Below are 24,272 nucleotides of genomic sequence, written 5' to 3' on the forward strand. Positions count from 1 at the left end.
TGTCACCTAAGTGTCACAAACAATGTAACCTGGACGGCCGTTTTGACGTATATTTAGAAGGGAGGAAGAACGATCCTCCTTGAGCCACTCGTTTTTTTCATGGAGCGGTGGTAAAATGCCTGAAGGCAGGTGGGAAACAATGAAACGATTAGGAAGAAAACTAGGATATGTGGTCATTTTCTTTCTCCTGATGATGATTGCGGGAGTGACCGCCTATCTCGGCATTATATTGTTCGGATCCTATGCGATTGATGAAAAAGACCTGGTAATGAAAGAAACGACTTCCATCGTATCAGAAGATGGCTCGGAACTGACGAAAGTCTTTACGGAAAACAGAGAGAGCGTTCCGCTTGAGCAGGTGCCGGAGCATGTGCAGCAGGCGTTTGTCGCCGTCGAAGATCAGCGTTTTTACGAACATACCGGCATCGATTTCCGGTCGATCGGACGGGCGCTCTACCGGGATATTATTACACGCTCAGCAGCGGAAGGCGGAAGCACGATTACTCAACAGCTTGCGAAAAACGTCTTTCTATCTCCGGAAAGGACGCTGATGCGGAAGACGAAAGAAGTACTTATCGCTGTGAATCTGGAGCACCGCTATACGAAAGATGAAATTTTGGAGATGTATGTCAACCGGATTTATTTCGGTCACGGCGCACATGGTGTTCAGGCTGCCTCCAGGCTCTATTTCGGGAAGTCCGTTGAAGAGCTGACCGTCGAGGAGGGGGCACTGCTTGCAGCACTGCCGAAAGGGCCGAATAACTATTCGCCGTTTCAGGACAAGGAGCGGGCGAAAGAACGGCGCGACCTCGTGCTCCGTCTTATGCAGGAACAGGACTACATTACGATTGAAAAAATGAGGGCGTACCAGGGGAAAACCGTGCCGGCCGAGCAGCACAGCGTCGCTGATACTCCGGCATACGATGCCTATGTAGACCTCGTTCTTCAGGAAATGGAAGAGGTGCACGGCATTACAGAAACAGCTGTACTGGAAGGCGGCTATACGATTGTGGTGCCGATGGATCCGGAGCTTCAGCAGCGTTCTTATGAAACACTGACTTCTCCGGAAAACTACCCTGATGCAGCGATGAATTCAGGCTATGCGCTGCTTGATAACGATGATGGAGGAATTCTGGCCGTTCAGGGGGGACGGGAGTACGTCCGGAAAGGCTATCACCAGGCGCTCCGACCACACCAGCCCGGCTCCGCCATCAAACCTCTGGCCGTTTATGCTCCTGCACTCGAGACGAAATCGTACGAACCGTATTCGTTACTGGCCGATGAAGAAATGTCTTACGGCGATTATTCCCCGGGAAATATTGACGGTGTGTATGATGGAGAAGTAAGTATGTTCGAAGCACTTCAGCAGTCCAAAAACGCACCAGCTGTCTGGCTGCTGGATCAGATTGGTATCGACCGGGGAAAAGAGATGCTTTCCGCCCAGGGTATCGATATTGAAGATGAGGGGCTCAGCATTGCGCTCGGCGGTCTGCATGAAGGAATATCACCGCTCGAAATGGCTTCTGCATATAGAACGTTTGCAGACAGCGGACTTTATACGCCGGCCTATGCTGTTCAGAAAGTGTATGACCGGAGCGGCGAACTGACGGCAGAGCATAAACCTGAAAAAGCGAGAGTGATGTCGGAGCAGACAGCCTGGTATATGACGAGGATGCTGGAATCTGTCGTCACCGACGGCACGGCCCAGGCTGGAAGTACGCCAACCGCTCTTGCCGGGAAAACGGGCACGACGAATGAAGCCGCGGACGTCTGGTTTGCCGGCTTTACAGCGGATATGAGCGGCGCGCTCTGGATGGGTGGTGCTGAAAACAGAGAATCCGTATCCAGCAGCCTGCCGACAGCCTTGTTTAAAGAAATGCTCCCTCCCGATATGTCCTGGACCGCGTTTGAACAACCGGAGGATGTCCGGGATGTGGAGGAGCCGATTCAATCAATGACGGCTGCAAACCTTCAGGCAGAGATGAACTTCGGTCTGTTCGGGTCGAGCGTGACCCTGTCGTGGGAAGCAGGCGAAGATGACCGCGTCCACTACCGGATCTATGAAGTAAGCGGAGAAGAAAGAGAACTGGTGGAAGAAGTGGAAGGAGAATCCTCCTATGAAGTGGATCGTGCGGGGTACTTTTCCAGTCCGGAATATGTAGTCATTCCCTACAACCCGCAGACCGGAGAAGAAGGCGAAGCAACGAACCGTGCCAGCACGAGCCTGTTTTCGCAGGGCGGATAGACAACGTTCGTTAAACAGCTTTGTTCATTATAATAAAAGCTGCAGTGGTCCATAAAAAGACCGTCTGCAGCTTTTTTTGCAGAATGTAAAACTGTACATGTACGAAAGCGGCGGTCAGCTGCCACCTGTTTGAGGCATTGAAAGAAGTCTGTCGTCACAGGAAACGGCACTGTTTTGTGAACGAGCGGGGTTTTTCCTTTTCTTCTCCGGGCAAAAGCGATAAAATGAACAGCGGAATCAAGCTATAGGATCATGATAAATGAGGTGGAATTTGTGCAGTTTAATGATACGTTTCTGCGGGCCTGCCGCAGAGAGCCGGTTGATCACATTCCGGTCTGGTATATGCGCCAGGCAGGAAGGTCCCAGCCGGAGTACCGGAAACTGAAAGAAAAGTATTCGCTGGAACAGATTACGCACATGCCGGAAACGTGTGCATGGGTAACGAAGCTTCCGGTGGATCAATACAACAACGACGCGGCGATTTTGTACAAAGATATCATGACGCCGCTTCCGGCAATTGGGGTGGACGTACAGATCAAAGCGGGAATCGGGCCGGTTATTTCCAATCCGGTGACGTCACTTGCAGATGTGGAGCGGCTCGGTGAGATTCATCCGGAACAGGATGTCGATTTCGTACTGGAGACGATCCGTATTCTCCGCGGACAGCTGAATGTGCCGCTCATCAGTTTCAGCGGGGCGCCGTTTACACTTGCGAGCTATATGATTGAAGGCGGCCCATCAAAGAATTACAATAAAACAAAAGCGATGATGTACAGCCAGCCGGATACATGGGATGCCTTAATGAACAAGCTTGCCGATGTGGTCATTGCCTACGTGCGGGCACAGATCCGGGCGGGCAGTCAGGCCATCCAGATTTTTGATTCCTGGATCGGTGCATTGAGCCGGGAGGACTATCAAAAAAGCGTGAAACCTGTGATGCGCCGGATATTTAACGAACTGTCCGGAGAAGGGGTGCCGCTCATTATGCACGGCGTGGCTGCAAGGCACCTTGCGCCGGACTGGCATGAGATGGATCTGGATGTGATCGGTCTCGACTGGCGTTATCCAATTGCTGATGCCCGCAATGACGGTATCACAAAAGCAGTTCAGGGGAACCTGGATCCAAGCGTCCTGCTTGCGCCGTGGCCGGTTATTGAAGAAAAGGCGAAAGCCATTCTGGATCAGGGGATGGACCAGCCGGGCTTTATCTTTAACCTCGGACACGGGGTATTCCCGGAAATTGAGCCGGCACAGCTGAAGCGGCTGACGACGTTTGTACATGAGTATTCTCAAGAGAAACTGGCAGAGAAAGGTGATGCTTGATGAAGAAAAAGATGGGTTTACTAGTCATGGCCTACGGCACGCCGAGGTCGGAAGAAGAAATAGAACCTTACTACACGCATATCCGCCGCGGAAGAAAGCCTTCCCAGGAGCAGCTGGATGATCTCGTGCAGCGGTATCAGGATATCGGCGGCATTTCACCGCTTGCCCGAATTACGACCGAACAGGCGGAAGGACTGCGCGATGAGCTGAACCGCCGCTACGATGATGTGGAATTCGTCGTGTATCAGGGGCTGAAGCACATCGATCCGTTTATCGAAGATGCCGTTCTGCAGATGAAGAAAGACGGTATTGAAGAAGCGGTCAGCATCGTTCTTGCACCTCATTATTCCACTTTCAGCGTCAAATCGTACAATGGACGGGCCCAGGAAGAATCCGAGCAGATTAAAGGGCCAAAAATTACGAGCGTGGAACAGTGGTATGATGAGCCGAAATTTATCGACTTCTGGGCGCGGGGAATCCGTGAGACGCGGGAGAAAATGACGGAAGAGGAAAAGAAGCACCACTGTGTTATTTTTTCCGCCCACAGTCTCCCGGAGAAAATTCTAGCCGGAGGAGACCCATATCCGGATCAATTGAAAGAAACGGCCCGCCTTATTGCCGAGAAGGCAGATGTAGAAAATTATGAGATCGGCTGGCAGAGTGAAGGGAATACTCCTGATCCATGGATCGGACCGGATGTTCAGGATTTAACCCGTGACCTGAATGAAAAAGAAGAATATAAAGCGTACGTATACTGCCCGGTTGGTTTCGTAGCGGACCATCTGGAAGTGCTTTACGACAATGATTATGAGTGTAAAGTAGTTACAGATGAGGTGGGTGCAGGGTACTACCGTCCACCGATGCCGAATACGGAAAAGCCGTTTCTTTCCGCGCTCGGTGATGTAGTAGAAAAGCATCTCCAGGGCCAGAAGGTGTAGCGCGATGAGCAGAAAAAAAACAGCGGTTGTTGGGGGCGGGATTACCGGCCTCAGCACCGCTTATTTTTTGTCGGAAGCAGTAAAAGAAGGGCGCCTGGACAGAGATGTAACGGTATACGAAGCGTCAGACCGCATTGGTGGAAGTATTGCAACGGAATATACCGATGGTTTTGTCGTCGAGCGCGGTCCGGACTCCTTTTTAACACGCAAAATGAGCATGTATACGCTGGCAGAAGCACTCGGCATGAAAGAGGAGCTCGTCACAAACCGTTCGGGTGCGTATATTTACCATCAGAAACAGATGCATCCGATACCACAGGGCGCCATTATGGGTATCCCCACACAGTGGAGTCCCTTTCTTAAAACGAAACTGTTCCGTCCAGCGGGGAAAGTAAGAGCTGCCATGGATCTGATTCTTCCGCGCGGTTCCGCAGAGGAAGATGAATCGGTCGGATCCTTTTTCCGACGCCGACTCGGCTCAGAAGTGGTCGACAACATGATAGACCCGCTTCTTTCCGGGGTCTACGCCGGTTCTCTGGATAAACTGAGCCTCGGGGCGACCTTTCCACAATTTGTGGAAGTGGAAAAAAAGCACCGGAGCCTTATTCTCGGTATGAAAAAAAGCCGGAAAAAAGAAGCGGCAGCGCCGGTATATATCGGGCCCGATCAGCGGCAGGCGAACATGTTTCTGACTTTCCGCCGCGGATTATCTTCATTCGTTGAACAGCTCGCAGCGGCACTGCCGGAAGGTACAGTGGAGACAGGGCGCCGTATGACAGGCCTGCAGCATGCGGATGGCAGGTATCAGCTCCATTTTTCGGACGGAACGATGGAGGAAGCAGATGAAGTTCTTTTGACAACACGGCATCATCAGGCGGCAGAATTGTTTGATGACGGTCTTCTCGAAACACTCGCTTCGGCGCCTTCTACAACGGTTGCAACCGTGGCTCTCGGTTATGAAGCACGGGATGTCGAGCTTGGATTGGACGGGACAGGGTTTCTCGTGCCGAAGCAGGAAGGGTATGACATTACCGCCTGCACGTGGACCCATCAGAAATGGGAGCACACGGCACCACCGGGGAAAGCACTTCTGCGTGCGTATGTCGGTCGTCCGGATCAGGAGGGGATTGTCGAGAAAACGGATGAGGAAATTGCATCGGTTGTCCGCCAGGATCTGAAAGAGATCATGGGAATTGATGCCGCCCCGCTCTTTGTTCATGTCACGCGGTGGCGTCAGGGCATGCCGCAGTATGAAGTGAATCACTTAAAGCGGCTTGGAGAAGTACGGCAGAAACTTGCTGCCTCCTACCCGGGTGTCCACCTTCTCGGAGCAAGCTATAACGGCATCGGACTGCCGGACTGTGTGAGTCAGGCGGAAAAAGCGGTCTTACAAATCATCGAACAAGCAGAAAGTTGATGTGTTCTGGACAACAGATTATTAATAAAAATGCCTCCAGTGAAACGGTTAGGATCACTGGAGGCATTTTTTATGTTTCCGTCTGCCGTTTTTAGACAAAAAAAGCCGCACAATACGTCGTATTGTACGGGATTTCCACAAGAAGGGAAATTTGAGAAAGTGGGGGAGTTGATCATCCTCTTCCCCGGGAACGGAGGGGGTAAACCCGTTTTTTTCTCCTGCATATTTTTAAAAGCTGGTGTGGGAAAACACTGCAGATCAAAAGTTCTCCCTCATATGGTGTCAGCCCCGTCGTTCGATTTCTCCTGCAAGTGCATAAAGTGCAACGAAGCTTGCAAAGTGGGAACTGAAATCGGTCTGGTCCTGCTGTGGATATACTTCCACAAAATCCATTCCGCATATGCCGAGGCGGCTCACTTCATGGACGATTTCCAGCAGTTCAAACGAAGTCAGGCCGTTTCCATCCACCGGCCCTCCGGGATTAAATGCGTGATCTAAAACGTCCGAGCAGATGCTTAAGTAAACGACATCCGTGCCGTTAGAGGCCATTTCGTAAGCCTGACGGGCAATTTCCCGCGCAGACGGTGCCCGGCGGATATCCTGAATTGTCAGCGTTTTGGCTCCGACTTTCTGCGCAAGCTGTCCGTTTTCCGGTTTGTTGCGCGGGCCGTGGATGCCCATGTGAACGAGCGCTTCGTTAACGATCCCGGGCGTCTCATACAGCCGGGCAAATGGAGCGCCGCGTCCATACGGATCGCCTACGGAGAGCAGGTTGTTGTCATAATGGGCGTCAAGGTGAATGATGCCGACTTTCTGGTCCGTTGCTTCCACCAGCCCTTTTAAAATCGGGTACGTAATACCGTGATCTCCGCCGAGTGCGAGCGGAAAAGCGCCGCTTTCCCAGACGGCTTTTGCAAAATCTGTGATTTTTGCCATCGTTTCTTTCGGATCGGCAGGAGTAACCGCGATGTCTCCGAGGTCGCCGAGCGTCAAGTGGGAGAAAACATCAAGGTGATTCAGTTCCGGCAGGTAGCCGCTGTATCTGCCGGAGGAAAGACGCATCACTTTCGGCCCGAGTTCACAGCCGGTATAATCTCCCCACGTTACTGCGCCTTCCCACGGCACGCCATAGACGAGGACATCTGCCTCACTGGTGCGTTTCGGTTCCTGGACGAGGTTGAGTGCCTGTAGAAAGGTAGGTGTGTTGCCGTAAATATTGGATGTCGCCATTGGTGGATGCCTCCTTCAATTTTCGTAAAAAGTACACGCACTATCATCATAAACTTTTTTCCCTCATTCGTATAGGTATGCTATGATAGGGAATACTGTGTTTTAAAATCGTGCTATAATGAAAACCAGAAGCCCGGGAGGAGGAATCGGCCTTGCAGGAGGAAGAACGTCTCTTAAAGATGCTCAGCCATTACCGGCACGACATGATGAATGAAGTGCAGCTGCTGAAAGCCTATCTCTCCATGAACAGAACGGAAAAAGCATCCGCGGTTGTAGACCGGATGGTTGTCGAGGCAGAGCAGCACAGCCGTCTTCATCGGCTGGGTGCTCCGCGGTTTGCCTGCAGCCTTCTGGAATGGATGTGGGAGGCACCTCCGCTTCCGGTGGAACTGGATATTCATAATGGGGACGGCTTTACCGATGTGGAAACCGAGGCGCTGACGCTGTTCGCTTCCTTCCGGAACTGGCTTGATTCCTATGTGCCTGCCGGTGCGGAGGGATCTGTTCAGATTACCGTGAAACCGCCGGGAAGAATGATTTTCGAAGCGGAAGGTGGAGGCTGGATTTACAAAAAACTGCCTCCGGAACTCGAGGCATGTGCAGAACGCGGCAATAAAGAACTGTGGATGGATATAGATCTGCAGTAGGAAAAGTGAGGAGAATGATACATGTTTGTAGATAAGGTGGATATATTTGTCCGTGCCGGTGACGGTGGAAACGGACTGGTGGCTTACCGGAGGGAAAAGTACGTTCCGAACGGAGGGCCGGCCGGAGGCGACGGAGGACGTGGAGCCGACGTCGTTTTTGAGGTGGATGAAGGACTGCGGACGCTGATGGATTTCCGCTACCAGCGTCATTTTAAAGGGGAGCACGGGGAACACGGCATGCCGAAAAACCAGCACGGTAAAAGCCGGAAACCGAAAGTCGTGCTTGTTCCGCCTGGAACGACGGTAATGAATAAGAAAACAGGAGAAACAATCGCTGACTTAACCGAGCACGGCCAGCAGGCGGTTATCTGCCGCGGCGGACGCGGCGGACGGGGGAACTCCCGCTTCGCCACGCCGGCAAACCCTGCGCCGGAGATCGCCGAAAACGGGGAGCCGGGTCAGGATAAAGAGATCGCTCTTGAATTAAAAGTACTTGCGGATGTCGGCCTTGTCGGTTTCCCGAGTGTCGGAAAATCGACGCTTCTTTCTGTCGTATCGGCCGCAAAACCGAAGATCGCCGAGTACCACTTTACGACACTGGTACCGAACCTCGGTGTAGTGGAAACAGACGATCACCGGAGTTTTGTCATGGCGGATCTCCCTGGTCTGATTGAAGGTGCGCACAGCGGTGTCGGCCTCGGCCACCAGTTTCTCCGTCATATTGAACGGACGAGGGTCATCGTACATGTTATTGATATGAGCGGCATGGAAGGCCGTGATCCGTATGAGGATTACATGACGATCAACCGGGAGCTGGAAGAGTACAACCTTCGTCTGACAGAGCGCCCGCAGCTTGTCGTGGCCAATAAAATGGACCTTCCGGATGCCGAAGAGCACCTGGAGCTGTTTAAAGAGCAGGTCGGTGAAAACGTCCAGGTATTCCCGATTTCAGCTGTAACAAAGCATGGTCTCGCAGCTCTTCTCAGAACAATTGCGGATAAAATTGAAGAAACGCCTCTGTTCCCGCTCCACGAAGAAGAGACAGATGAGCGCGTACTTTATAAGTATACGAAAAAAGAAGAGCCGTTTATTGTGGAGCAGGAAGAAGACGGGACCTTCACGATAACCGGGCACGAGATCGAGACGTTGTTTAAGATGACGAACTTTGACCGCCACGACTCGGTGCAGCGCTTCTCCAAAAAAATGCGCCACATGGGTATTGATGATAAGCTCCGCGAAATGGGAGCAGAGGACGGGGACACCGTCCGTATTCTGGAATATGAATTCGAGTTTATTGAGTAAGGATAGTTCCCTGCTGGTGGACAAACGTATCTGCCTCGTATACAATATAGTCTTACAGACTGTGCAGAAATGAGGCGGTTTTACGTGCGTAAACGATCGGATCAATTTTACCTCGTCCGGGAGGATATGCTTTCGGAAGCAATGCTGAAGACGGTGGAAGCCAAGCGTCTTCTGGAAAGCGAAGAGGTGAATACGATAAATGAAGCAGTACATGCGGTGGAACTGAGCCGCAGTGCTTTCTATAAGTACAAAGATGGGATATTCCCGTTTCACACGATGGTGAAAGAAAAGATCATTACAATGACGATCCATCTTCAGGATCAGTCGGGCTCGCTTTCCCGTCTGCTCTCGATGATCGCACAGACCGGCGCGAACGTACTGACGATCAACCAGACGATTCCGCTGCAGGGCAAAGCAACGATTACACTGACGATCGAGACGGCTGCGATGACATACGACGTCACCGGTCTTCTTGATCAGATGGAAAAACTCGATGCTGTGCAGAAAGTGGAAATCGTCGGATCGGGAGCGTAATTGAATGGAAAGGGGTAAATGGACGTGACGAAAACAGCGTATCTGGGCCCGCGCGGCTCGTTCACCGAGGCAGCTGCAGCAGCACTCGTATCCAGTGGAGAGCGTGTTCCATTTAAAACGATCCCGGACACGATGGATGCGGTGGCGCAGAATGAAGTGGATCAGGCGGTTGTGCCGATGGAGAATGCCATCGAAGGAACCGTGAACATTACATTGGACTACTTTATTCATCATCAGCGCATGAATATGGCAGCGGAGATTGAAGCTCCGATTGAACAGCATCTGCTGACATGTGAGCGGTACACGAAGGACTGGAAAGACATCCACAAAGTGTATTCCCACCCGCAGGCAGTTGCCCAGTGCCATCAATTCTTAAGGGACTTCCTTCCGGAGGCGGAGATCGCCTATACAAACTCGACGGCATCTGCTGCAGAATATGTCGCAGCTCATCCGGAGGAAAACGCAGCAGCGATCGCCAATTCGATCGCAGCTTCCTCCTATGGCCTCGACATAGCGGAGCGTACGATAAATGACTATGCGCATAACCGGACGAGATTTGTACTGATGACAAAGGACCGCATCGATTTTGATCACCCGCTGGTAACTGAGAACACGATGTATAAAACGACGATGATGATCAGCCTGTCCTCCGATTTTGCCGGAGCGCTTCATCAGGTGCTTGCAGCTTTCGCCTGGAGGCGGATCAACCTGGTGCGGATCGAGTCCCGCCCGACGAAAACAGGCCTCGGGAATTATTTTTTCATCGTGGATGCAGGGATGAAGATGGATGATGTACTGATTCCATCCGTTACGGAAGAACTCCGGACACTAGGGTGCGGTGTGCATATCCTCGGAAGCTACCCATGTTTTTCATGGGAAGAACTGAATGGAAAAAAGGCTGCAGAGGCAGTGAAGTAAGTCTTCCGGATAGTAATACACGATCATTACTGCGCCCATCTCCACGGTTTTTGGAGGTGGGCGCCTTCATGGAGGGAATGGCGATGGCAGGACATTCGAAATGGAGCAATATCAAGCACCGTAAAGGAAGACAGGATGCAAAAAAAGGGAAAATTTTCACGAAAATATCCAAGGAAATTTTTCAGGCTGTCCGTGAAGGCGGGGACAATACGGAAACGAACAATAACCTCCGTCTGGCTCTGGACAAAGCACGGCAGAACAATATGCCGAATGAAAATATTGACCGGACGATTAAAAAAGCGACCGGCAATCTTGAAGGCGTCACGTATGTAGAGAAGACATATGAAGGCTATGCCCCTTACGGCACCGCTGTGTTCGTCGAAGCCTTAACAGACAACAAAAACCGTGCCGCTGCAGAAGTGCGTCTTGCGTTTAATAAAAACGGCGGCAATTTAGGAGAGGATGGCTGTGTCTCTTTTATGTTTGACCGACGCGGCCATGTTACAGCTGAAATCCCCGAAGAGCGTGATGAAGATGAAATGATGCTGACGTTAATCGATGCCGGCGCGGAGGACGTGCAGTTTTTTGAAGACGGGCTGGAAGTACTCTGTTCCGTCCCTGATTTCCAGCAGGTGCATGAAGCAGTGAAGCAGCTGGAAGGGGTCTCTGTTTATTCGGCAGAACTTGCGATGATCCCTCAGACGAAAACGCCGGTTTCCGAAGCGCAGTACGAGGAAGTTATGCAGCTGATTGAAGCGCTCGAAGACTGTGACGATGTGCAGTCTGTGGCTCACAATGCAGCAGTGGAGTAGCAGAAGGGAAAGGACATCCCCCTGCGGCTGTGGTACAATGGAATGTACGTTCGCAGGGAGAGGTGACAGAAATGATTGAATGCATTACCGGCTACATCGTACACCAGGAAGCAGATACGGTCGTTGTAGAAACCGGCGGGATCGGCTACCTGGTGCACTGCGGCAATCCATACCGCTATCAAATCAACCACGACGAGAAAACGACGATCTATACATACCAGCACGTCCGGGAAGATGCAGTGAAGCTGTTCGGTTTCACGCACAGGGAAGAACGCCGCTTGTTTGAGAAGCTTCTCCAGGTATCCGGGATCGGACCGAAAGGAGCGCTTGCGATCGTCGGCTCCGAACAGCCGCGCCAGGTGGTGGAGGCGATTGAGGAAGAGAACGTTCATTTCCTGACGAAATTCCCAGGTGTCGGTAAAAAGACAGCCGGGCAGATCGTACTCGATTTAAAAGGAAAAGTCGGCGAAATTGCTCCGACACTTTCTGAAGGGCTGTTTGCAGCGCCGGAAAAGGAAACGTCTGCTTCGCAGCAGGAGCTCGAGGATGCCCTGGAAGCACTGCGTGCGCTTGGCTATACGGAGAGAGAGATAAAGAAAGTAACTCCTTCACTGGAGAAAGAAGACTGCACGACAGATGAGTACATTAAGCTGGCACTGAAGAAAATGCTGAATGCCTGAGGAAGGAGAGACGAGGATGGAACCACGTGTAGTCGGCGGAGAGGCACAGGGGATGGAAGAGCAGGAAGAGCTCAGCCTGCGGCCGCAGAAACTGTCCCAGTATATCGGCCAGTCGGGTGTAAAGGACAATTTAACCGTGTTTATTGAAGCTGCCGCCATGCGGGAAGAAAGCCTGGATCACGTGCTTCTCTACGGGCCGCCGGGACTTGGTAAAACGACACTCGCGACGATCATTGCCAATGAACTGGGCGTACAGATCCGTACGACGTCCGGTCCTGCTGTCGAGCGTCCCGGAGATCTTGCCGCTGTTCTTACCGCACTGGAGCCGGGGGATGTCCTGTTCATCGATGAAATCCACCGGCTTCCGCGCGCAGTGGAAGAAGTACTTTATCCGGCAATGGAAGACTTTTTTCTGGATATCGTGATCGGTAAAGGTCCTTCAGCACGTTCTGTCCAGATAGAGCTGCCGCCGTTTACGCTCGTTGGTGCAACCACGCGGGCAGGCATGCTTTCTGCGCCGCTCCGGGACCGCTTCGGCGTGATGAGCCGGCTGGAATATTATACGGCAGAGGAATTGAAGGAAATTGTCGTCCGGACAGCAGATGTGCTGCAGGTGGAAATAGATACCGAAGCTGCCGGTGAGGTATCCAGACGCTCACGGGGAACGCCCCGGGTGGCCAACCGTCTGCTCCGCAGAATCCGCGATTTTGCTCAGGTGCAGGGGGACGGCAGGGTGGATACCGCCATTACAAACCGCGCCCTTGATCTGCTTCAGGTCGATACACTCGGTCTGGATGAAGTGGACCACAAACTACTGCGGGCGCTTTTTTCCCGCTTTAACGGGGGACCGGTCGGTGTGGACACCATTGCAGCGACGATCGGCGAAGAATCGCATACGATTGAAGATGTATATGAACCATACCTGCTGCAGATCGGCTTTTTGCAGCGTACGCCACGCGGCCGTGTCATCACCGAAGAAGCGTGCAGCCACCTCGGTCTGGAGCGCTCCTGATGGATACAGGACCGAAACTTCTGCTTCTCATCGGCGTGATCTGTATTGCAGCTGCACTCATCTGGATGCTTTTCGGACGCTTTCTGCCGATCGGCAGACTGCCGGGGGACTTTTTGTTTCAGCGCGGCAGTACCACGTTCTATTTTCCATTGATGACATCCATTATTATCAGCATTGTGCTTTCCCTGCTGTTCATGCTGTTCCGCAGGTAAAAAGGAGAGAGACGAAAAATTATGAATGTAACTGATTTTGATTATGACCTTCCTGAAGAGCTGATCGCCCAGACGCCGCTGAAGGACAGAGCTGCATCCCGCATGCTCGTCCTTTCAAAAGAGACAGGGGAAATCGATCACTCCCGTTTCACTCACTTTCTCGATCACGTGGAGCCGGGGGACACGCTCGTATTAAACAACACGAAAGTGATCCCTGCAAGGCTGTTCGGTGTGAAGGAGGAAACTGGGGCAAAAATCGAAGTGCTTCTCCTCAGTGAAGGCGAAAACTACACATGGGAAACACTCGTGAAGCCTGCTAAAAGAATAAAGCCCGGTACGGTCGTTTCGTTCGGAGACGGTATGCTCCGTGCCGAATGCATGGAGGAACTTCCAGAAGGACGGAGGACGTTCCGGTTTTCTTTTGAGGGTATTTTTCATGAAGTGCTCGACCAGCTTGGGGAAATGCCGCTCCCGCCTTACATTCAGGAGCAGCTGGAAGAGAAGGACCGCTATCAGACAGTGTTTGCCAAAAATCGTGGATCGGCAGCTGCACCGACAGCGGGGCTTCATTTTACGCCGGAAATGCTTCAGAAAATAGAAGAAAAGGGAGCAGATGTCGTCTATCTGACGCTCCATGTCGGCCTCGGAACATTCCGCCCGGTCTCCGCGGATACCGTGGAGGATCATACGATGCACGCAGAATTCTATGAGCTGCCCCGGGAAACGGCAGATACATTAAACGAAACAAAAAAAAGAGGCGGCAGAGTGATTGCAGTCGGCACGACATCGTGCCGGACGCTCGAAACGATTGCCCGGGATACAGACGGTGCATTCCGTGAAGCACGGGGATGGACGGATATTTTCATCTTTCCAGGATTTACATTCCGCGCCGTCGATGCACTGCTGACGAATTTTCATCTTCCGAAATCGACACTCGTTATGCTTGTCAGCGCACTGGCAGGCCGCGAACAGATTCTCGGAGCCTACGAAGATGCAGTCAGGGAAAGATATCGGTTTTTCAGCTTCGGCGATGCCATGCTGATTAAGTAGAAAGAGAGTGAATGGAATGCCAGCGATAACGTACGAACATATAAAAACGTGCCGCCAGTCCGGGGCCCGTCTTGGAAAAGTGCACACACCACATGGAACATTTGAAACGCCGATTTTCATGCCGGTGGGAACGCTCGCCACTGTGAAAACGATGGATCCGGAGGAATTGAAGGAAATCAATGCGCAGATTATTTTAAGCAACACGTATCATCTGTGGCTGCGTCCGGGAGCGGATATCGTCGAAGAAGCCGGCGGTCTTCACAAGTTTATGAACTGGGACCGCCCGATTTTAACGGATTCGGGTGGATTTCAAGTGTTCAGTCTGAGCGATCTTCGAAATATCACCGAAGAAGGGGTTCAGTTCAGGAACCATCTGAGCGGGGAAAAATTATTTTTATCTCCGGAAAAGTCGATGCATGTCCAGAATCAGCTCGGTCCGGATATCATGATGGCTTTTGACGAATGCCCGCCGTATCCAGCTTCCCATGAGTACATGAAAGCATCAGTGGAGCGGACGAGCCGCTGGGCGGAGCGCTGCCTGAGTGCCCATCAGCGCCCGGAAGATCAGGGTCTGTTCGGCATCGTTCAGGGAGGGGAATATAAGGATCTCCGCCGTCAGAGTGCAGAAGACCTCGTATCACTCGACTTTCCGGGCTATGCCATAGGCGGACTTTCCGTAGGCGAACCGAAAGACGTGATGAATCAGGTGCTGGAGGATACGACGCCGTTTCTGCCGCAGGATAAGCCCCGCTACTTGATGGGTGTCGGCTCTGCGGATTCTCTGATTGACGGAGCGATCCGTGGGATTGATATGTTTGACTGTGTTCTCCCGACAAGAATTGCTAGAAACGGAACGCTCATGACGTCGAGCGGCCGTCTCGTTGTGCGGAATGCGAAATTCGCACGGGACTTCCGCCCGCTTGATGAGAACTGCAGCTGCAAAGTCTGTCAAAATTATTCCCGGGCGTATATCCGTCATTTAATTAAATGCAACGAAACTCTCGGACTCCGTCTCTGCTCCTACCACAATCTTCATTTTCTGCTTCAGCTGATGGAGGACGTGCGTCAGGCAATCCGTGAAGACCGGCTGCTTGATTTCCGGGAAGCGTTTTTTGAAGCCTATGGATTTAACAAAAAGGATGCAAAAAATTTCTAGAACCGCTCAAGCTGTGAGAGGGTCTGCCCGGGTTAAAGGAACGACACAGAAATGTCATTGATTTTATCATAGCGAAAACGCTACAATAGAGTACAGGTGCATCTTCACAGGAAGTTGTACGTACATAGGAAAGGAGTGAAGTTCATTGGATATTCTCGGCGCGTTAATTCCGCTGATTTTGATGTTTGCCATCTTTTATTTCCTTCTGATCCGTCCGCAGCAGAAGCGGCAGAAGAAAGTGCAGGAAATGCATTCATCGCTGCAGAAAGGGGATCGTGTGATCACGATCGGCGGACTGCACGGCACCATCGATGCGATTGATGAAAACCGCGTGATCCTTGATGTCAACGGCAGCGATAAGCTGACGTTCGATCGTCAGGCGATCCGTGAAGTGACCAACCAGGACTAATCAGAACCCCCGCACCGGCGGCAGAACATCAGCCGGCCGGTGCGTCATTTTCGTAAGAAGGACGGATGACTTGTGCACTGGAAAAATCTTTACCGCGGCTTCATGATGGGAATATGCGATATTATTCCCGGTGTCAGCGGTGGAACGATGGCACTGATACTAGGAATATACGAACAGTTCATACGTGCTGTCAGCGGCTTCTTCAGCAGAGAATGGAAAAGGCATCTCGGCTTCCTTCTTCCGCTTGGAGCCGGAATGATCGCCGCCATCGTTGCTTTGTCGAACATTATCAACCTGCTCCTGGAGGCATTTGAACAAGAGACGTTTTTTCTGTTTACCGGTCTCCTGATAGGTATTCTGCCTCTTTTGATCAGGGAAGGACGTTTCCGGCAGTCGTTTACGATCCGGCATGCGTTTTTGATCATCGGCATGGCCGTGTTTGCCTATCTGGTCGGAGCGCAGGCAGCGGCAGATGAGTCGAGCGCTGCAATGCAGCTCGGCGCTTCAAACAGCTGGTATTTCTTTATCTCCGGCTGGCTGGCCAGTATGGCGATGCTCCTCCCGGGAGTAAGTGGTGCTTTTGTTCTGCTGCTGCTCGGGGTTTATACAACGGCAACGGACGCATTATCGATTACAAACCCGGACTTTGCCGTCATTGCACTGGTCGGGAGTGGTGTTATCGTCGGATTTATTTTGAGCAGTAAAGGAATCCGCTGGATGTTCCACCGGTATCCGACTTATACGTACGCTTCGATCATCGGATTGATTCTTGGAGCGGCGGTAGTGATTTTTCCAGGTTTCGGAAGCGGCAGTACAGCTGCGAGTCTTCTCTGTCTTGCCGGAGGTGTCTCAGCGGCTTACTACATGAGTCTCAAACAGCCTTAGTAAAGGAGGAGAATCATGGCACAGGATTGGGAAGTATGGCGTGAAAGGGTAGAGCCGGTTCTTACGAGCCTTAAAGAGGAATGGCAGTTTTACGGGTATGATGATGTTACTGAAGATGATGTGTGGAAAACGTTCCTGACAAAAATGCGCCGGGAAAAAGAGATCCGTGAACCGGTGCGTCTTCACTGGATTGTAAACAGACTGTATTCACTCCGGGCAGGGGATTATATGACCCAGCTGACGGTACAGTCCTACCGTGACAGTGGAAACAGCGGTTTACCTCCGATAGAAGATTTGACGCCGCCGGGTACAGGGACTGATTGACAGTTCTTTTTCCGGACGTCTATAATGGATTCTGGTATTCGTGCAGTCCGCTGCACCTCCCGGCAGAAAGCTCGCTGTCCTGCCGGGTTTTTATTTGGGATAGAGAGAGACTCGGCTTTGTACAAAAACATGAGGGGCAGTCGTATCTTCTCCAGATGGAGCAGATGATTGTTTATCGGGAAATGCCGGTACAGAGGGACGAGTCTGAGGGTTTCTGCCCGCAGGGCGAGTACCGGTTTTTCAGCAGCCCGCACGAGGCTGATGTTACTTAGAAGCAGGGCCGTTTCAGAGATCGTCTCTGAACGAAGGAGGATGACATGGTGGCCAAGAGAAGAAAAGGGGTCCGGAAAAGTCTGATCGCTCTCTTTTTCGTTATAGTCGCAGCAGTCGCAGCCTTAATTGCCGTGAATGTAACCGATCAAGTGGACGATATCAGTCTGGGGCTCGATCTGCAGGGTGGTTTTGAAGTCTTATATGAAGTAGAGCCTCTTGACGGGGAAGATACAGAAATAACGAGAGAGCTGCTCACTGACACTGTCAGCGCACTCTCCGCCCGCGTTAACGTACTCGGGGTATCGGAGCCGATCATAAATATCGAAGGGGACGATCGCATCCGGGTCCAGCTTGCGGGTGTGGAAGATCAGGAACAGGCACGTGAGCTGCTCTCCACACAGGCACGTCTGGAATTCCGGGATGTGGAAGATAATCTGCTGCTGGATGGGTCCCACCTCGCAGAAGGCGGAGCTCAGCAGAATTTTCATCCCGATACGAATCAGCCGATCGTTTCGGTTACCGTGGAAGACGTAGACAGGCTTCAGGAAGTCACGTCGGAGCTTGCCCAGCAGCCGCAGGGACAGAACCTGATGGCAATCTGGCTCGATTACCAGGAAGAGGATTCGTTTCAGGAAGAGTTCGGTTCTCCGGATTCGAAGATCGTCTCAGCTCCACAGGTAAGACAGCCGCTGAATCAGAGAGACATTATGATAGAGGGCGGTTTTGATGTCGAGGAAGCGCAGGACCTTGCAGGTATACTAAATGCCGGAGCACTTCCTGTTGAACTCGAAGAGCTGCAGCTGAACTCAGTTGGTGCTTCTCTCGGCCAGCAGTCGATGGAGCTTGCGGTTTATGCCGGTGCTGTTGGTATTGCACTGATTTTCGCTTACATGCTCGCGTATTACAGGTTTATGGGATTCATTGCCGTACTCACGCTGACAACGTACATTTATTTCGTGCTGGTCGTATTTAACTGGCTGAATGCTGTACTCACACTGCCGGGTATTGCTGCACTCATTCTTGGTGTCGGTATGGCTGTTGATGCCAACATCATCACCTATGAACGGGTGAAAGATGAGCTGAAAGCAGGGCGGACTGTGATGAGCGCATTTAAAGCTGGAAGCCGCCGCTCGTTCTCGACCATTCTTGACGCCAACGTAACGACGATTCTTGCAGCAGCAGTCCTTTACTATTTCGGGACAAGCGCTGTGCAGGGTTTTGCTGTTATGCTGATTGTCAGCATTTTGATGAGTTTCCTGACTGCGGTTCTTGGAACACGGCTTCTGCTCGGCCTCTGGGTGAACAGCCGGGCGCTGAACCGGAAACAGAAGCTCTTCGGGGTAAAGGAGGAGCATATTGATGAAGTTCGATCATAGAGAATCGAGACTCGATTTTGTTAAGCACCGGAAGAAATTTTTCATGTTTTCTGCGGTTTTTCTGCTGATCGGTGTCATTCTTCTGTCCACGCTCGGTCTGAACCTCGGTATTGATTTCCGGAGCGGTACGACCGTGGATGTGCTCGCCGAAGATTCGGTGTCAGAAGATGAAATTGCCTCCGAATTTGCAGAAATAGGCTATGAGCCGGATGATATTGTGCTCGCCGGTGAGAACAATGATATCGGCCGCGCCTCCTTTATTGGCGGTCTGGATCAGCAGGAGTCGCTGGAAATTCAAAATCATTTTGAAGAAACGTATGGGAACGTACCGAATGTGAGCACCGTCACCCCGATCGTCGGGGAGGAACTTGCAATGAATGCATTCATATCGGTATTGATCGCTTCCTTAGGGATTATTTTGTATGTAACGATCCGATTTGAGTTTCTTTACGGTATTTCTGCGATCGTCGCGCTTTTCCACGATGCCCTTTTTATTCTGACGATCTTCAGTATCGTGCAGATGGAAGTGAATATTCCGTTCATTGCAGCCGTGCTGACGATCATCGGTTATTCCATCAATGACACGATTGTCACGTTTGACCGGATCCGGGAAAACATGGCTAAAGAAAAAGTCGTTGAAACGTTTGATCAGATATCAGCGGTTGTCAATAAGAGCTTAATTCAGACACTGGCCCGTTCGATTAATACGGTGCTTACGGTTGTATTTGCTGCCGGAGCGCTGCTTCTGCTCGGCGGGGAAGGGCTGCGTGTCTTTTCCTTCGCGCTCGTCGTCGGCCTTGTTGCCGGGACGTATTCCTCCCTGTTTATTGCAGCACAGCTCTGGGCCGTGCTGAAATCGAAGCAGGTAAAGCGCCGTCTTGAAAAGGAACGTCTGGAACGGGAAGCGGAGGAAGAAGCTTCCACGACGTAAAGACACTTGAAGAAAGGGCACTGCCGTTACATCCGGCGGGTGTCCTTCTTTTTTCGCACAGCAGGGCTTCTGGGCTTATGTTGTATTCCATGATAAAGTGAAAGAAAAAGGGGGGGAGGCAGGTTGAGTTTATATACCGACGCAGAACGTTACCGGAAAGTCCAGCAGGGAGCGGTTCTCGGCATTATTATTAATGCCTTCCTCGCGGTCATGAAAGGGATAACGGGTGTGGCGGCTGACAGCCGGGCACTTGTGGCAGACGCGCTTCACTCTGCATCGGATGTTGTCAGCTCCATCGCTGTACTAATCGGTGTCCGTGCAGCCCAGCAGCCTCCTGATGAGGATCACCCCTACGGTCATGGAAAAGCGGAGACTGTTACAGCTATTATCGTATCCGTACTATTAATCATCGTAGGCGTGGAAGTCGGTATCGACGCCGTCACCTCCATGTTTAATCCCGCCGGTATTCCGGGCATATGGGCTGTCTATGCTGCCGGGGCATCCATTCTTATTAAAGAAGCCATGTTTCAATACAAGGTCAGATTGGGTAAAAAATACCATAGCAGCGCACTGATTGCCGATGCCTGGCATCACCGTTCCGATGTATTTTCTTCCTTGGCGGTCCTGCTCGGGGTGGCCGGCGCGATCGCCGGGGCGGCGTTTGGGATTCCGGGTGCTGTGTACCTGGATCCTGCAGCAAGCATTGTTGTTGCGGCGCTGATCATCCGTATGGGATGGCAGCTCGGCAGTGAAGCGATCCATCAGACCATTGATCATGTCCTTCATGATGAAGATGCTCAGTGGATGGTCGATGCTGCTGAGGAAGTCGACGGTGTCTTGCAGATCGACGAACTGCTCGCACGGGAGCATGGTCATTATGTCATTATCGATATTAAATTGTCGGTTGATCCCTATATCAGTGTCGAAGACGGCCACCGGATAGGGAAACAGGTGAAAAAGCGATTGATGAAATACCGGCATGTTCATGATGTCCGGGTTCATATTAATCCATATTCAGAGGAGGAACCGCCATGAAAGGTCAATGGGGTTTAATTACAGGTCTCGTTATCGTTCTCATCATTGCTGTATTTGCTGTCATTAATGTGGATCCGGTAACCGTAAATTACTTCTTCGGCGAAAGCGAATGGCCGCTTATTCTTGTCATTCTCGGATCTGTTCTTATGGGAGGACTTATCGTTGGTTTCGTCGGTATGTACCGTATTTACCGGCTGCAGCAGGAAGTAAAGCAGCTGCGGTCCTCCCGGGATGCAGCCTCAAAGGATGAAGAGACAGCGGGTCCGGACACAGATGAAGAAACACCAAAGCGGTCCCGCGGGAAGAGCACGCCTAAAAAATAAGTGAATTTTTTCGTCCGGCCGCTTTCCGGAAGAAAAAAATGATAAAATGAATGAAGGCCTCCTTTTCAATGTGGAAATGGAGGCTTTCGTCTGTGCCCGGAAACAGAACGTTATTTTCTGCGGCGGATGATAGGATATTGAAGCGGCCGCGTGTATAATAGGGGAGTCAGGAGAGTGATCAGGATGCTTCATCCAGAAGCAAAATGGCGGATTCAAACGCCGGATGCGGATGTGACAAAAGAACTGGAAGCAAGAACCGGCCTCTCGCCGGTAGCCTCCCGTTTTCTCGCACAGCGCGGCATTACCGGAGAAGAAGAAGTCGAACGGTTTTTAAACGCGGATGTGACGCAGCTGCATGATCCGATGCAGATGAAAGATATGAAAAAAGCAGTCGACCGTCTACATAAAGCAATCGAAGCAGGCGAACGTATTCTTGTGTACGGAGACTATGATGCTGATGGTGTGACGAGTACAACCGTTATGTATGAAACGCTTATAAGTCTCGGTGCCGAGGCAGGCTGGTATGTGCCCGACCGGTTTACGGAAGGGTACGGACCGAATGAAGGGGCATTCCGACGGGCAGCTGAAGAAGGGACCCGTGTCATCGTTACGGTGGATACTGGTATATCCGCCGTACATGAAGCGGATGTGGCGAAGGAGCTCGGCATCGATCTGATTATTACCGATCATCATGAGCCGCCGCCGCAGATCCCCGATGGCTATGCTGTAATCAATCCGAAGCAGGCTGACTGCGGCTATCCATTTGATGAGCTGGCAGGAGTCGGAGTGGCCTGGAAATGCAGTCAGGCACTGACCGGTACATTCCCGGAGCAGTATCTGGATCTGGCTGCGGTCGGAACCATTGCCGATCTGGTGCCTCTGGAAGAGGAGAACCGCGTACTTGCAGCCCTTGGATTAAAGCGGCTGAACAGTGTGATGCGCCCCGGTCTGAAGGCACTGCTGAAAGAAGCCGGGGCGGACGGAGATGAAGTGGATGAAGAGACTGTCGGGTTCCGCATCGGCCCCCGCCTAAACGCAGCCGGACGGCTCGAACGGGCAGATCCCGCTGTCCAGCTGCTGCTTTCGAAAGATCCGGAAGAGAGTCAACAGCTTGCTTCCATGATTGATCAGATGAACAGAGAGCGTCAGGAGATTGTCCGGGCCATCACGGAAGAAGCGATCGAGGAAGTGGAAGCACAGGATGGAGATCCTGAAGTTATCGTCGTCGGCCGGGAAGGATGGAATCCGGGGGTCATCGGGATCGTTGCCAGCCGGCTTGTCGAAACGTATTATCGTCCGGCAATTGTTCTCAGTCTGCAGCCGGAAGCAGGAAAAGCAAAAGGCTCAGCACGGAGCATCGAAGGGTTCAATATGTTTGAATCCCTTTCCTCTATGAGGGAGCTGCTTCCTCATTTCGGCGGACATGCAATGGCCGCAGGACTGACAATGGAACTGGAGCATGTCGATGAGCTCCGCAGCAGGCTCTGTGAAATTGCAGCAGCGACGATGGAGGCAGAGGACTGGGTACGAAAACTGGATGTCGATCTGCCGGTGGGGGTGGAGGAGATCTCAGTGGAAACGATCCGTGATCTCTCCCGCATGGCGCCATTCGGCATCGGCAACCCTGCGCCAAAAATTTTAATTGAGCAGGCAGTCGTGGAAACGGCGAAGCAGATCGGCAGCGGCAGGGATCACCTGAAGCTGACGCTTACGACCAGTGGTCACGATCATGCGCTCGATGTCATAGCATTCCGAATGGGGGAGAAACATGCGCAGATTTCCCCGCTCGCCAGGCTCTCTGTCGTCGGAAAGCTCTCGATCAATGAATGGAACGGACGAATAAAACCGCAGCTTATCGCAGAAGATATGCGCGTGGATGAAAGGCAGATTTTCGATTTCCGGGGCAGCCGACGGCTGAAAGAAATTCCGGGTCCGAAAAATGCGCTTGTCTTTCAGGAGGACACGGATACGGGCAGCATTCCGGATTCGTGGAGCGTGCTGAGGCCGGAGGATATCGATGATTCCGTCACCAGCCTGCTTTTCTACGATGTCCCGTCTACGATGGAGGAGCTTTCAGATGTGCTCGTCCGGGCAGGAAATCTGGAGAGAATCGACTGTGTTTTTCAGCATGATGACAACTATTTCTTTACGCCGCTCCCGAACAGAGATCAGTTTAAATGGTTTTACGCGCTCGTGAAAAAGCGCGGCCGTTTTGAGATGCAGCATAAAGAAAAGCTTGCTGAACACAAGGGATGGAGCGTGCAGACAGTTTCCTTGATATGCCAGGTGTTTTCTGAGCTGGAATTTGTTAAAATAGACAACGGTGTGCTGACTCCGGCAGAAACGCCGTCGAAACGGAAGCTGGAGGAAGCACCAACTTATAAAAAATATCAGCAGAAAAGCAGGATCCAGCAGGAGCTTTGTTATTCCACATTCCGCTCTCTCGTCAAAACGCTGGATTCGCTGGGGAATACGCGCACACCGGTAGATGCCGGCGCGCAGTAGGAGGAGAAAGAGATGGATTACAAAGAGTACATTACGGTAGTAGAGAATTTCCCGAAAGAGGGAATCCGGTTTAAAGACATTACGACACTGATGGAAAACGGCCCTGTCTACCGGCAGGCCATTCTGGATATGACAGACTTTGCCCGGAACAAACAAATCGATGTCGTCGTCGGTCCGGAAGCGAGAGGCTTTATTGTCGGCTGTCCGATTGCTGTCGAGCTCGGCCTCGGATTTGTACCGGTTCGAAAAGCAGGAAAACTTCCGCGGGAAGTACTGGAAGTCGATTACGGGCTGGAATACGGCAAGGATTCTCTGAATATCCATAAAGGATCGATTCAGCCTGGACAGCGTGTGCTTATTACGGACGATCTTCTTGCAACGGGTGGAACGATTGAAGCGACGATTAGAATGATTGAACAGCAGGGCGGCGTCGTTGCCGGTATCGCCTTTATGATTGAGCTCGGCTACCTGGACGGCCGCAGCCGGCTTGAAGAGTACGACGTTTTTACACTTATGACTTACTGATCCTGGACTGCCCGGAGGCCCCGGGCAGCCCTGTTTTTCCATAAGGATTCGTTCCATCCGGCCTTCATCCATTTCTGCACGTGACAGGAAACGGTGTGGTTCCTGCAGGTGCAGCTGGATGAAAAAGTACTAATTCCGTGCGCCGGACAAGAGAAACGCGCCACCGTATGATAGGATAGAAAAAACGAGACGCTGCCCGCCCAGGTGCAG

24 protein-coding genes are annotated in these 24,272 nt (G+C 51.9%); 23 read left to right on the plus strand and 1 reads right to left on the minus strand.

Annotation, left to right across the window (positions count from 1 at the left end; genetic code table 11):
• The first annotated feature begins 139 nt into the window (after window positions 1-139).
• From C6I21_RS11080 to hemY, 4 genes are all read left to right on the plus strand, one after another.
• Complete coding sequence (locus tag C6I21_RS11080) at window positions 140-2,245, plus strand: transglycosylase domain-containing protein (protein ID WP_245411612.1); 2,106 nt, start codon at window positions 140-142, stop codon at window positions 2,243-2,245.
• Window positions 2,246-2,518: 273 nt separating this feature from the next.
• Complete coding sequence (hemE, locus tag C6I21_RS11085; RefSeq protein ID WP_425352504.1) at window positions 2,519-3,568, plus strand: uroporphyrinogen decarboxylase; 1,050 nt, start codon at window positions 2,519-2,521, stop codon at window positions 3,566-3,568.
• The gene (hemH, locus tag C6I21_RS11090) at window positions 3,565-4,506 is read left to right on the plus strand and encodes a ferrochelatase (RefSeq protein ID WP_105959552.1); all 942 of its coding nucleotides are present in this window, start codon (window positions 3,565-3,567) and stop codon (window positions 4,504-4,506) included. Before hemE ends, hemH begins: the two co-directional genes overlap by 4 nt.
• 4 nt (window positions 4,507-4,510) lie before the next feature.
• Window positions 4,511-5,923: a protoporphyrinogen oxidase gene (gene hemY, locus C6I21_RS11095; RefSeq protein ID WP_105959553.1), complete on the plus strand. Its 1,413-nt coding sequence runs from the start codon at window positions 4,511-4,513 to the stop codon at window positions 5,921-5,923.
• A 282-nt stretch (window positions 5,924-6,205) separates the two neighbouring features.
• Here hemY and C6I21_RS11100 read toward each other — a convergent pair whose 3' ends face one another.
• Window positions 6,206-7,153 carry an agmatinase family protein gene (locus C6I21_RS11100; RefSeq protein ID WP_105959554.1) on the minus strand — a complete coding sequence of 316 codons (948 nt, stop codon included), beginning with the start codon at window positions 7,151-7,153 and terminating at the stop codon, window positions 6,206-6,208.
• Between the two features lie 152 nt (window positions 7,154-7,305).
• Between C6I21_RS11100 and C6I21_RS11105 the strand changes: the two genes are divergently transcribed.
• The 19 genes from C6I21_RS11105 (at window position 7,306) to C6I21_RS11195 (ending at window position 24,062) form a co-directional block, all read left to right on the plus strand.
• On the plus strand, window positions 7,306-7,800 hold the full coding sequence (locus tag C6I21_RS11105) for a Spo0B domain-containing protein (protein ID WP_105959555.1): 495 nt from the start codon (window positions 7,306-7,308) through the stop codon (window positions 7,798-7,800).
• 21 nt (window positions 7,801-7,821) lie between these two features.
• Entirely contained in the window at window positions 7,822-9,102 is a 1,281-nt protein-coding gene (gene obgE, locus C6I21_RS11110; protein ID WP_105959556.1) for a GTPase ObgE, read from the plus strand.
• A 69-nt stretch (window positions 9,103-9,171) separates the two neighbouring features.
• Window positions 9,172-9,636: an ACT domain-containing protein gene (locus C6I21_RS11115; RefSeq protein WP_105959557.1), complete on the plus strand. Its 465-nt coding sequence runs from the start codon at window positions 9,172-9,174 to the stop codon at window positions 9,634-9,636.
• A 24-nt stretch (window positions 9,637-9,660) separates the two neighbouring features.
• Window positions 9,661-10,554 carry a prephenate dehydratase gene (gene pheA, locus C6I21_RS11120; protein ID WP_245411613.1) on the plus strand — a complete coding sequence of 298 codons (894 nt, stop codon included), beginning with the start codon at window positions 9,661-9,663 and terminating at the stop codon, window positions 10,552-10,554.
• 83 nt (window positions 10,555-10,637) lie between these two features.
• The gene (locus tag C6I21_RS11125; protein ID WP_105959702.1) at window positions 10,638-11,366 is read left to right on the plus strand and encodes a YebC/PmpR family DNA-binding transcriptional regulator; all 729 of its coding nucleotides are present in this window, start codon (window positions 10,638-10,640) and stop codon (window positions 11,364-11,366) included.
• Window positions 11,367-11,437: 71 nt separating this feature from the next.
• Window positions 11,438-12,046 carry a Holliday junction branch migration protein RuvA gene (gene ruvA, locus C6I21_RS11130; protein ID WP_105959559.1) on the plus strand — a complete coding sequence of 203 codons (609 nt, stop codon included), beginning with the start codon at window positions 11,438-11,440 and terminating at the stop codon, window positions 12,044-12,046.
• A 16-nt stretch (window positions 12,047-12,062) separates the two neighbouring features.
• Entirely contained in the window at window positions 12,063-13,058 is a 996-nt protein-coding gene (gene ruvB / locus C6I21_RS11135) for a Holliday junction branch migration DNA helicase RuvB (RefSeq protein WP_105959560.1), read from the plus strand.
• Window positions 13,058-13,270, plus strand: coding sequence for a DUF2905 domain-containing protein (locus tag C6I21_RS11140; protein WP_105959561.1), 213 nt, complete (start codon window positions 13,058-13,060; stop codon window positions 13,268-13,270). Before ruvB ends, C6I21_RS11140 begins: the two co-directional genes overlap by 1 nt.
• Before the next feature lie 21 nt (window positions 13,271-13,291).
• Window positions 13,292-14,320, plus strand: coding sequence for a tRNA preQ1(34) S-adenosylmethionine ribosyltransferase-isomerase QueA (gene queA, locus C6I21_RS11145; protein WP_105959562.1), 1,029 nt, complete (start codon window positions 13,292-13,294; stop codon window positions 14,318-14,320).
• 16 nt (window positions 14,321-14,336) lie between these two features.
• Window positions 14,337-15,476: a tRNA guanosine(34) transglycosylase Tgt gene (tgt, locus tag C6I21_RS11150; protein ID WP_105959563.1), complete on the plus strand. Its 1,140-nt coding sequence runs from the start codon at window positions 14,337-14,339 to the stop codon at window positions 15,474-15,476.
• 145 nt (window positions 15,477-15,621) lie between these two features.
• Window positions 15,622-15,885, plus strand: coding sequence for a preprotein translocase subunit YajC (gene yajC, locus C6I21_RS11155; protein WP_105959564.1), 264 nt, complete (start codon window positions 15,622-15,624; stop codon window positions 15,883-15,885).
• Between the two features lie 72 nt (window positions 15,886-15,957).
• A complete protein-coding gene (locus C6I21_RS11160) occupies window positions 15,958-16,770 on the plus strand; it encodes a DUF368 domain-containing protein (protein ID WP_105959565.1) in 813 nt (270 codons plus the stop codon).
• 15 nt (window positions 16,771-16,785) lie between these two features.
• The gene (locus C6I21_RS11165; RefSeq protein WP_105959566.1) at window positions 16,786-17,094 is read left to right on the plus strand and encodes a post-transcriptional regulator; all 309 of its coding nucleotides are present in this window, start codon (window positions 16,786-16,788) and stop codon (window positions 17,092-17,094) included.
• Between the two features lie 317 nt (window positions 17,095-17,411).
• The gene (secD, locus tag C6I21_RS11170) at window positions 17,412-18,743 is read left to right on the plus strand and encodes a protein translocase subunit SecD (RefSeq protein ID WP_105959567.1); all 1,332 of its coding nucleotides are present in this window, start codon (window positions 17,412-17,414) and stop codon (window positions 18,741-18,743) included.
• On the plus strand, window positions 18,727-19,674 hold the full coding sequence (gene secF / locus C6I21_RS11175; RefSeq protein WP_105959568.1) for a protein translocase subunit SecF: 948 nt from the start codon (window positions 18,727-18,729) through the stop codon (window positions 19,672-19,674). The genes secD and secF overlap by 17 nt, the downstream gene beginning before the upstream one ends.
• Before the next feature lie 123 nt (window positions 19,675-19,797).
• On the plus strand, window positions 19,798-20,709 hold the full coding sequence (locus C6I21_RS11180; protein ID WP_245411614.1) for a cation diffusion facilitator family transporter: 912 nt from the start codon (window positions 19,798-19,800) through the stop codon (window positions 20,707-20,709).
• Window positions 20,706-21,032, plus strand: coding sequence for a LapA family protein (locus tag C6I21_RS11185; RefSeq protein ID WP_105959569.1), 327 nt, complete (start codon window positions 20,706-20,708; stop codon window positions 21,030-21,032). Before C6I21_RS11180 ends, C6I21_RS11185 begins: the two co-directional genes overlap by 4 nt.
• 183 nt (window positions 21,033-21,215) lie before the next feature.
• Complete coding sequence (recJ, locus tag C6I21_RS11190) at window positions 21,216-23,537, plus strand: single-stranded-DNA-specific exonuclease RecJ (RefSeq protein ID WP_105959570.1); 2,322 nt, start codon at window positions 21,216-21,218, stop codon at window positions 23,535-23,537.
• Window positions 23,538-23,549: 12 nt separating this feature from the next.
• Window positions 23,550-24,062 (plus strand): adenine phosphoribosyltransferase, encoded by a 513-nt coding sequence (locus C6I21_RS11195; protein ID WP_105959571.1) that lies wholly within the window; start codon window positions 23,550-23,552, stop codon window positions 24,060-24,062.
• Window positions 24,063-24,272: the final 210 nt, after the last annotated feature.

It is taken from the genome of Alkalicoccus urumqiensis (assembly GCF_002993335.1).
In the GTDB taxonomy this organism is placed as follows: Bacteria; Bacillota; Bacilli; order Bacillales; family Salisediminibacteriaceae; genus Alkalicoccus; species Alkalicoccus urumqiensis.

What these genes read in the sequence shown, in the direction of transcription:
- C6I21_RS11080 (WP_245411612.1), top strand. Translation starts at nt 140, where the DNA reads ATGAAACGATTAGGAAGAAAACTAGGATATGTGGTCATTTTCTTTCTC.
- hemY (WP_105959553.1), top strand. Translation starts at nt 4,511, where the DNA reads ATGAGCAGAAAAAAAACAGCGGTTGTTGGGGGCGGGATTACCGGCCTC.
- C6I21_RS11100 (WP_105959554.1), bottom strand. Translation starts at nt 7,153, where the DNA reads ATGGCGACATCCAATATTTACGGCAACACACCTACCTTTCTACAGGCA.
- obgE (WP_105959556.1), top strand. Translation starts at nt 7,822, where the DNA reads ATGTTTGTAGATAAGGTGGATATATTTGTCCGTGCCGGTGACGGTGGA.
- C6I21_RS11115 (WP_105959557.1), top strand. Translation starts at nt 9,172, where the DNA reads ATGAGGCGGTTTTACGTGCGTAAACGATCGGATCAATTTTACCTCGTC.
- C6I21_RS11125 (WP_105959702.1), top strand. Translation starts at nt 10,638, where the DNA reads ATGGCAGGACATTCGAAATGGAGCAATATCAAGCACCGTAAAGGAAGA.
- ruvA (WP_105959559.1), top strand. Translation starts at nt 11,438, where the DNA reads ATGATTGAATGCATTACCGGCTACATCGTACACCAGGAAGCAGATACG.
- ruvB (WP_105959560.1), top strand. Translation starts at nt 12,063, where the DNA reads ATGGAACCACGTGTAGTCGGCGGAGAGGCACAGGGGATGGAAGAGCAG.
- C6I21_RS11140 (WP_105959561.1), top strand. Translation starts at nt 13,058, where the DNA reads ATGGATACAGGACCGAAACTTCTGCTTCTCATCGGCGTGATCTGTATT.
- queA (WP_105959562.1), top strand. Translation starts at nt 13,292, where the DNA reads ATGAATGTAACTGATTTTGATTATGACCTTCCTGAAGAGCTGATCGCC.
- tgt (WP_105959563.1), top strand. Translation starts at nt 14,337, where the DNA reads ATGCCAGCGATAACGTACGAACATATAAAAACGTGCCGCCAGTCCGGG.
- C6I21_RS11165 (WP_105959566.1), top strand. Translation starts at nt 16,786, where the DNA reads ATGGCACAGGATTGGGAAGTATGGCGTGAAAGGGTAGAGCCGGTTCTT.
- secD (WP_105959567.1), top strand. Translation starts at nt 17,412, where the DNA reads ATGGTGGCCAAGAGAAGAAAAGGGGTCCGGAAAAGTCTGATCGCTCTC.
- secF (WP_105959568.1), top strand. Translation starts at nt 18,727, where the DNA reads ATGAAGTTCGATCATAGAGAATCGAGACTCGATTTTGTTAAGCACCGG.
- C6I21_RS11185 (WP_105959569.1), top strand. Translation starts at nt 20,706, where the DNA reads ATGAAAGGTCAATGGGGTTTAATTACAGGTCTCGTTATCGTTCTCATC.
- recJ (WP_105959570.1), top strand. Translation starts at nt 21,216, where the DNA reads ATGCTTCATCCAGAAGCAAAATGGCGGATTCAAACGCCGGATGCGGAT.
- C6I21_RS11195 (WP_105959571.1), top strand. Translation starts at nt 23,550, where the DNA reads ATGGATTACAAAGAGTACATTACGGTAGTAGAGAATTTCCCGAAAGAG.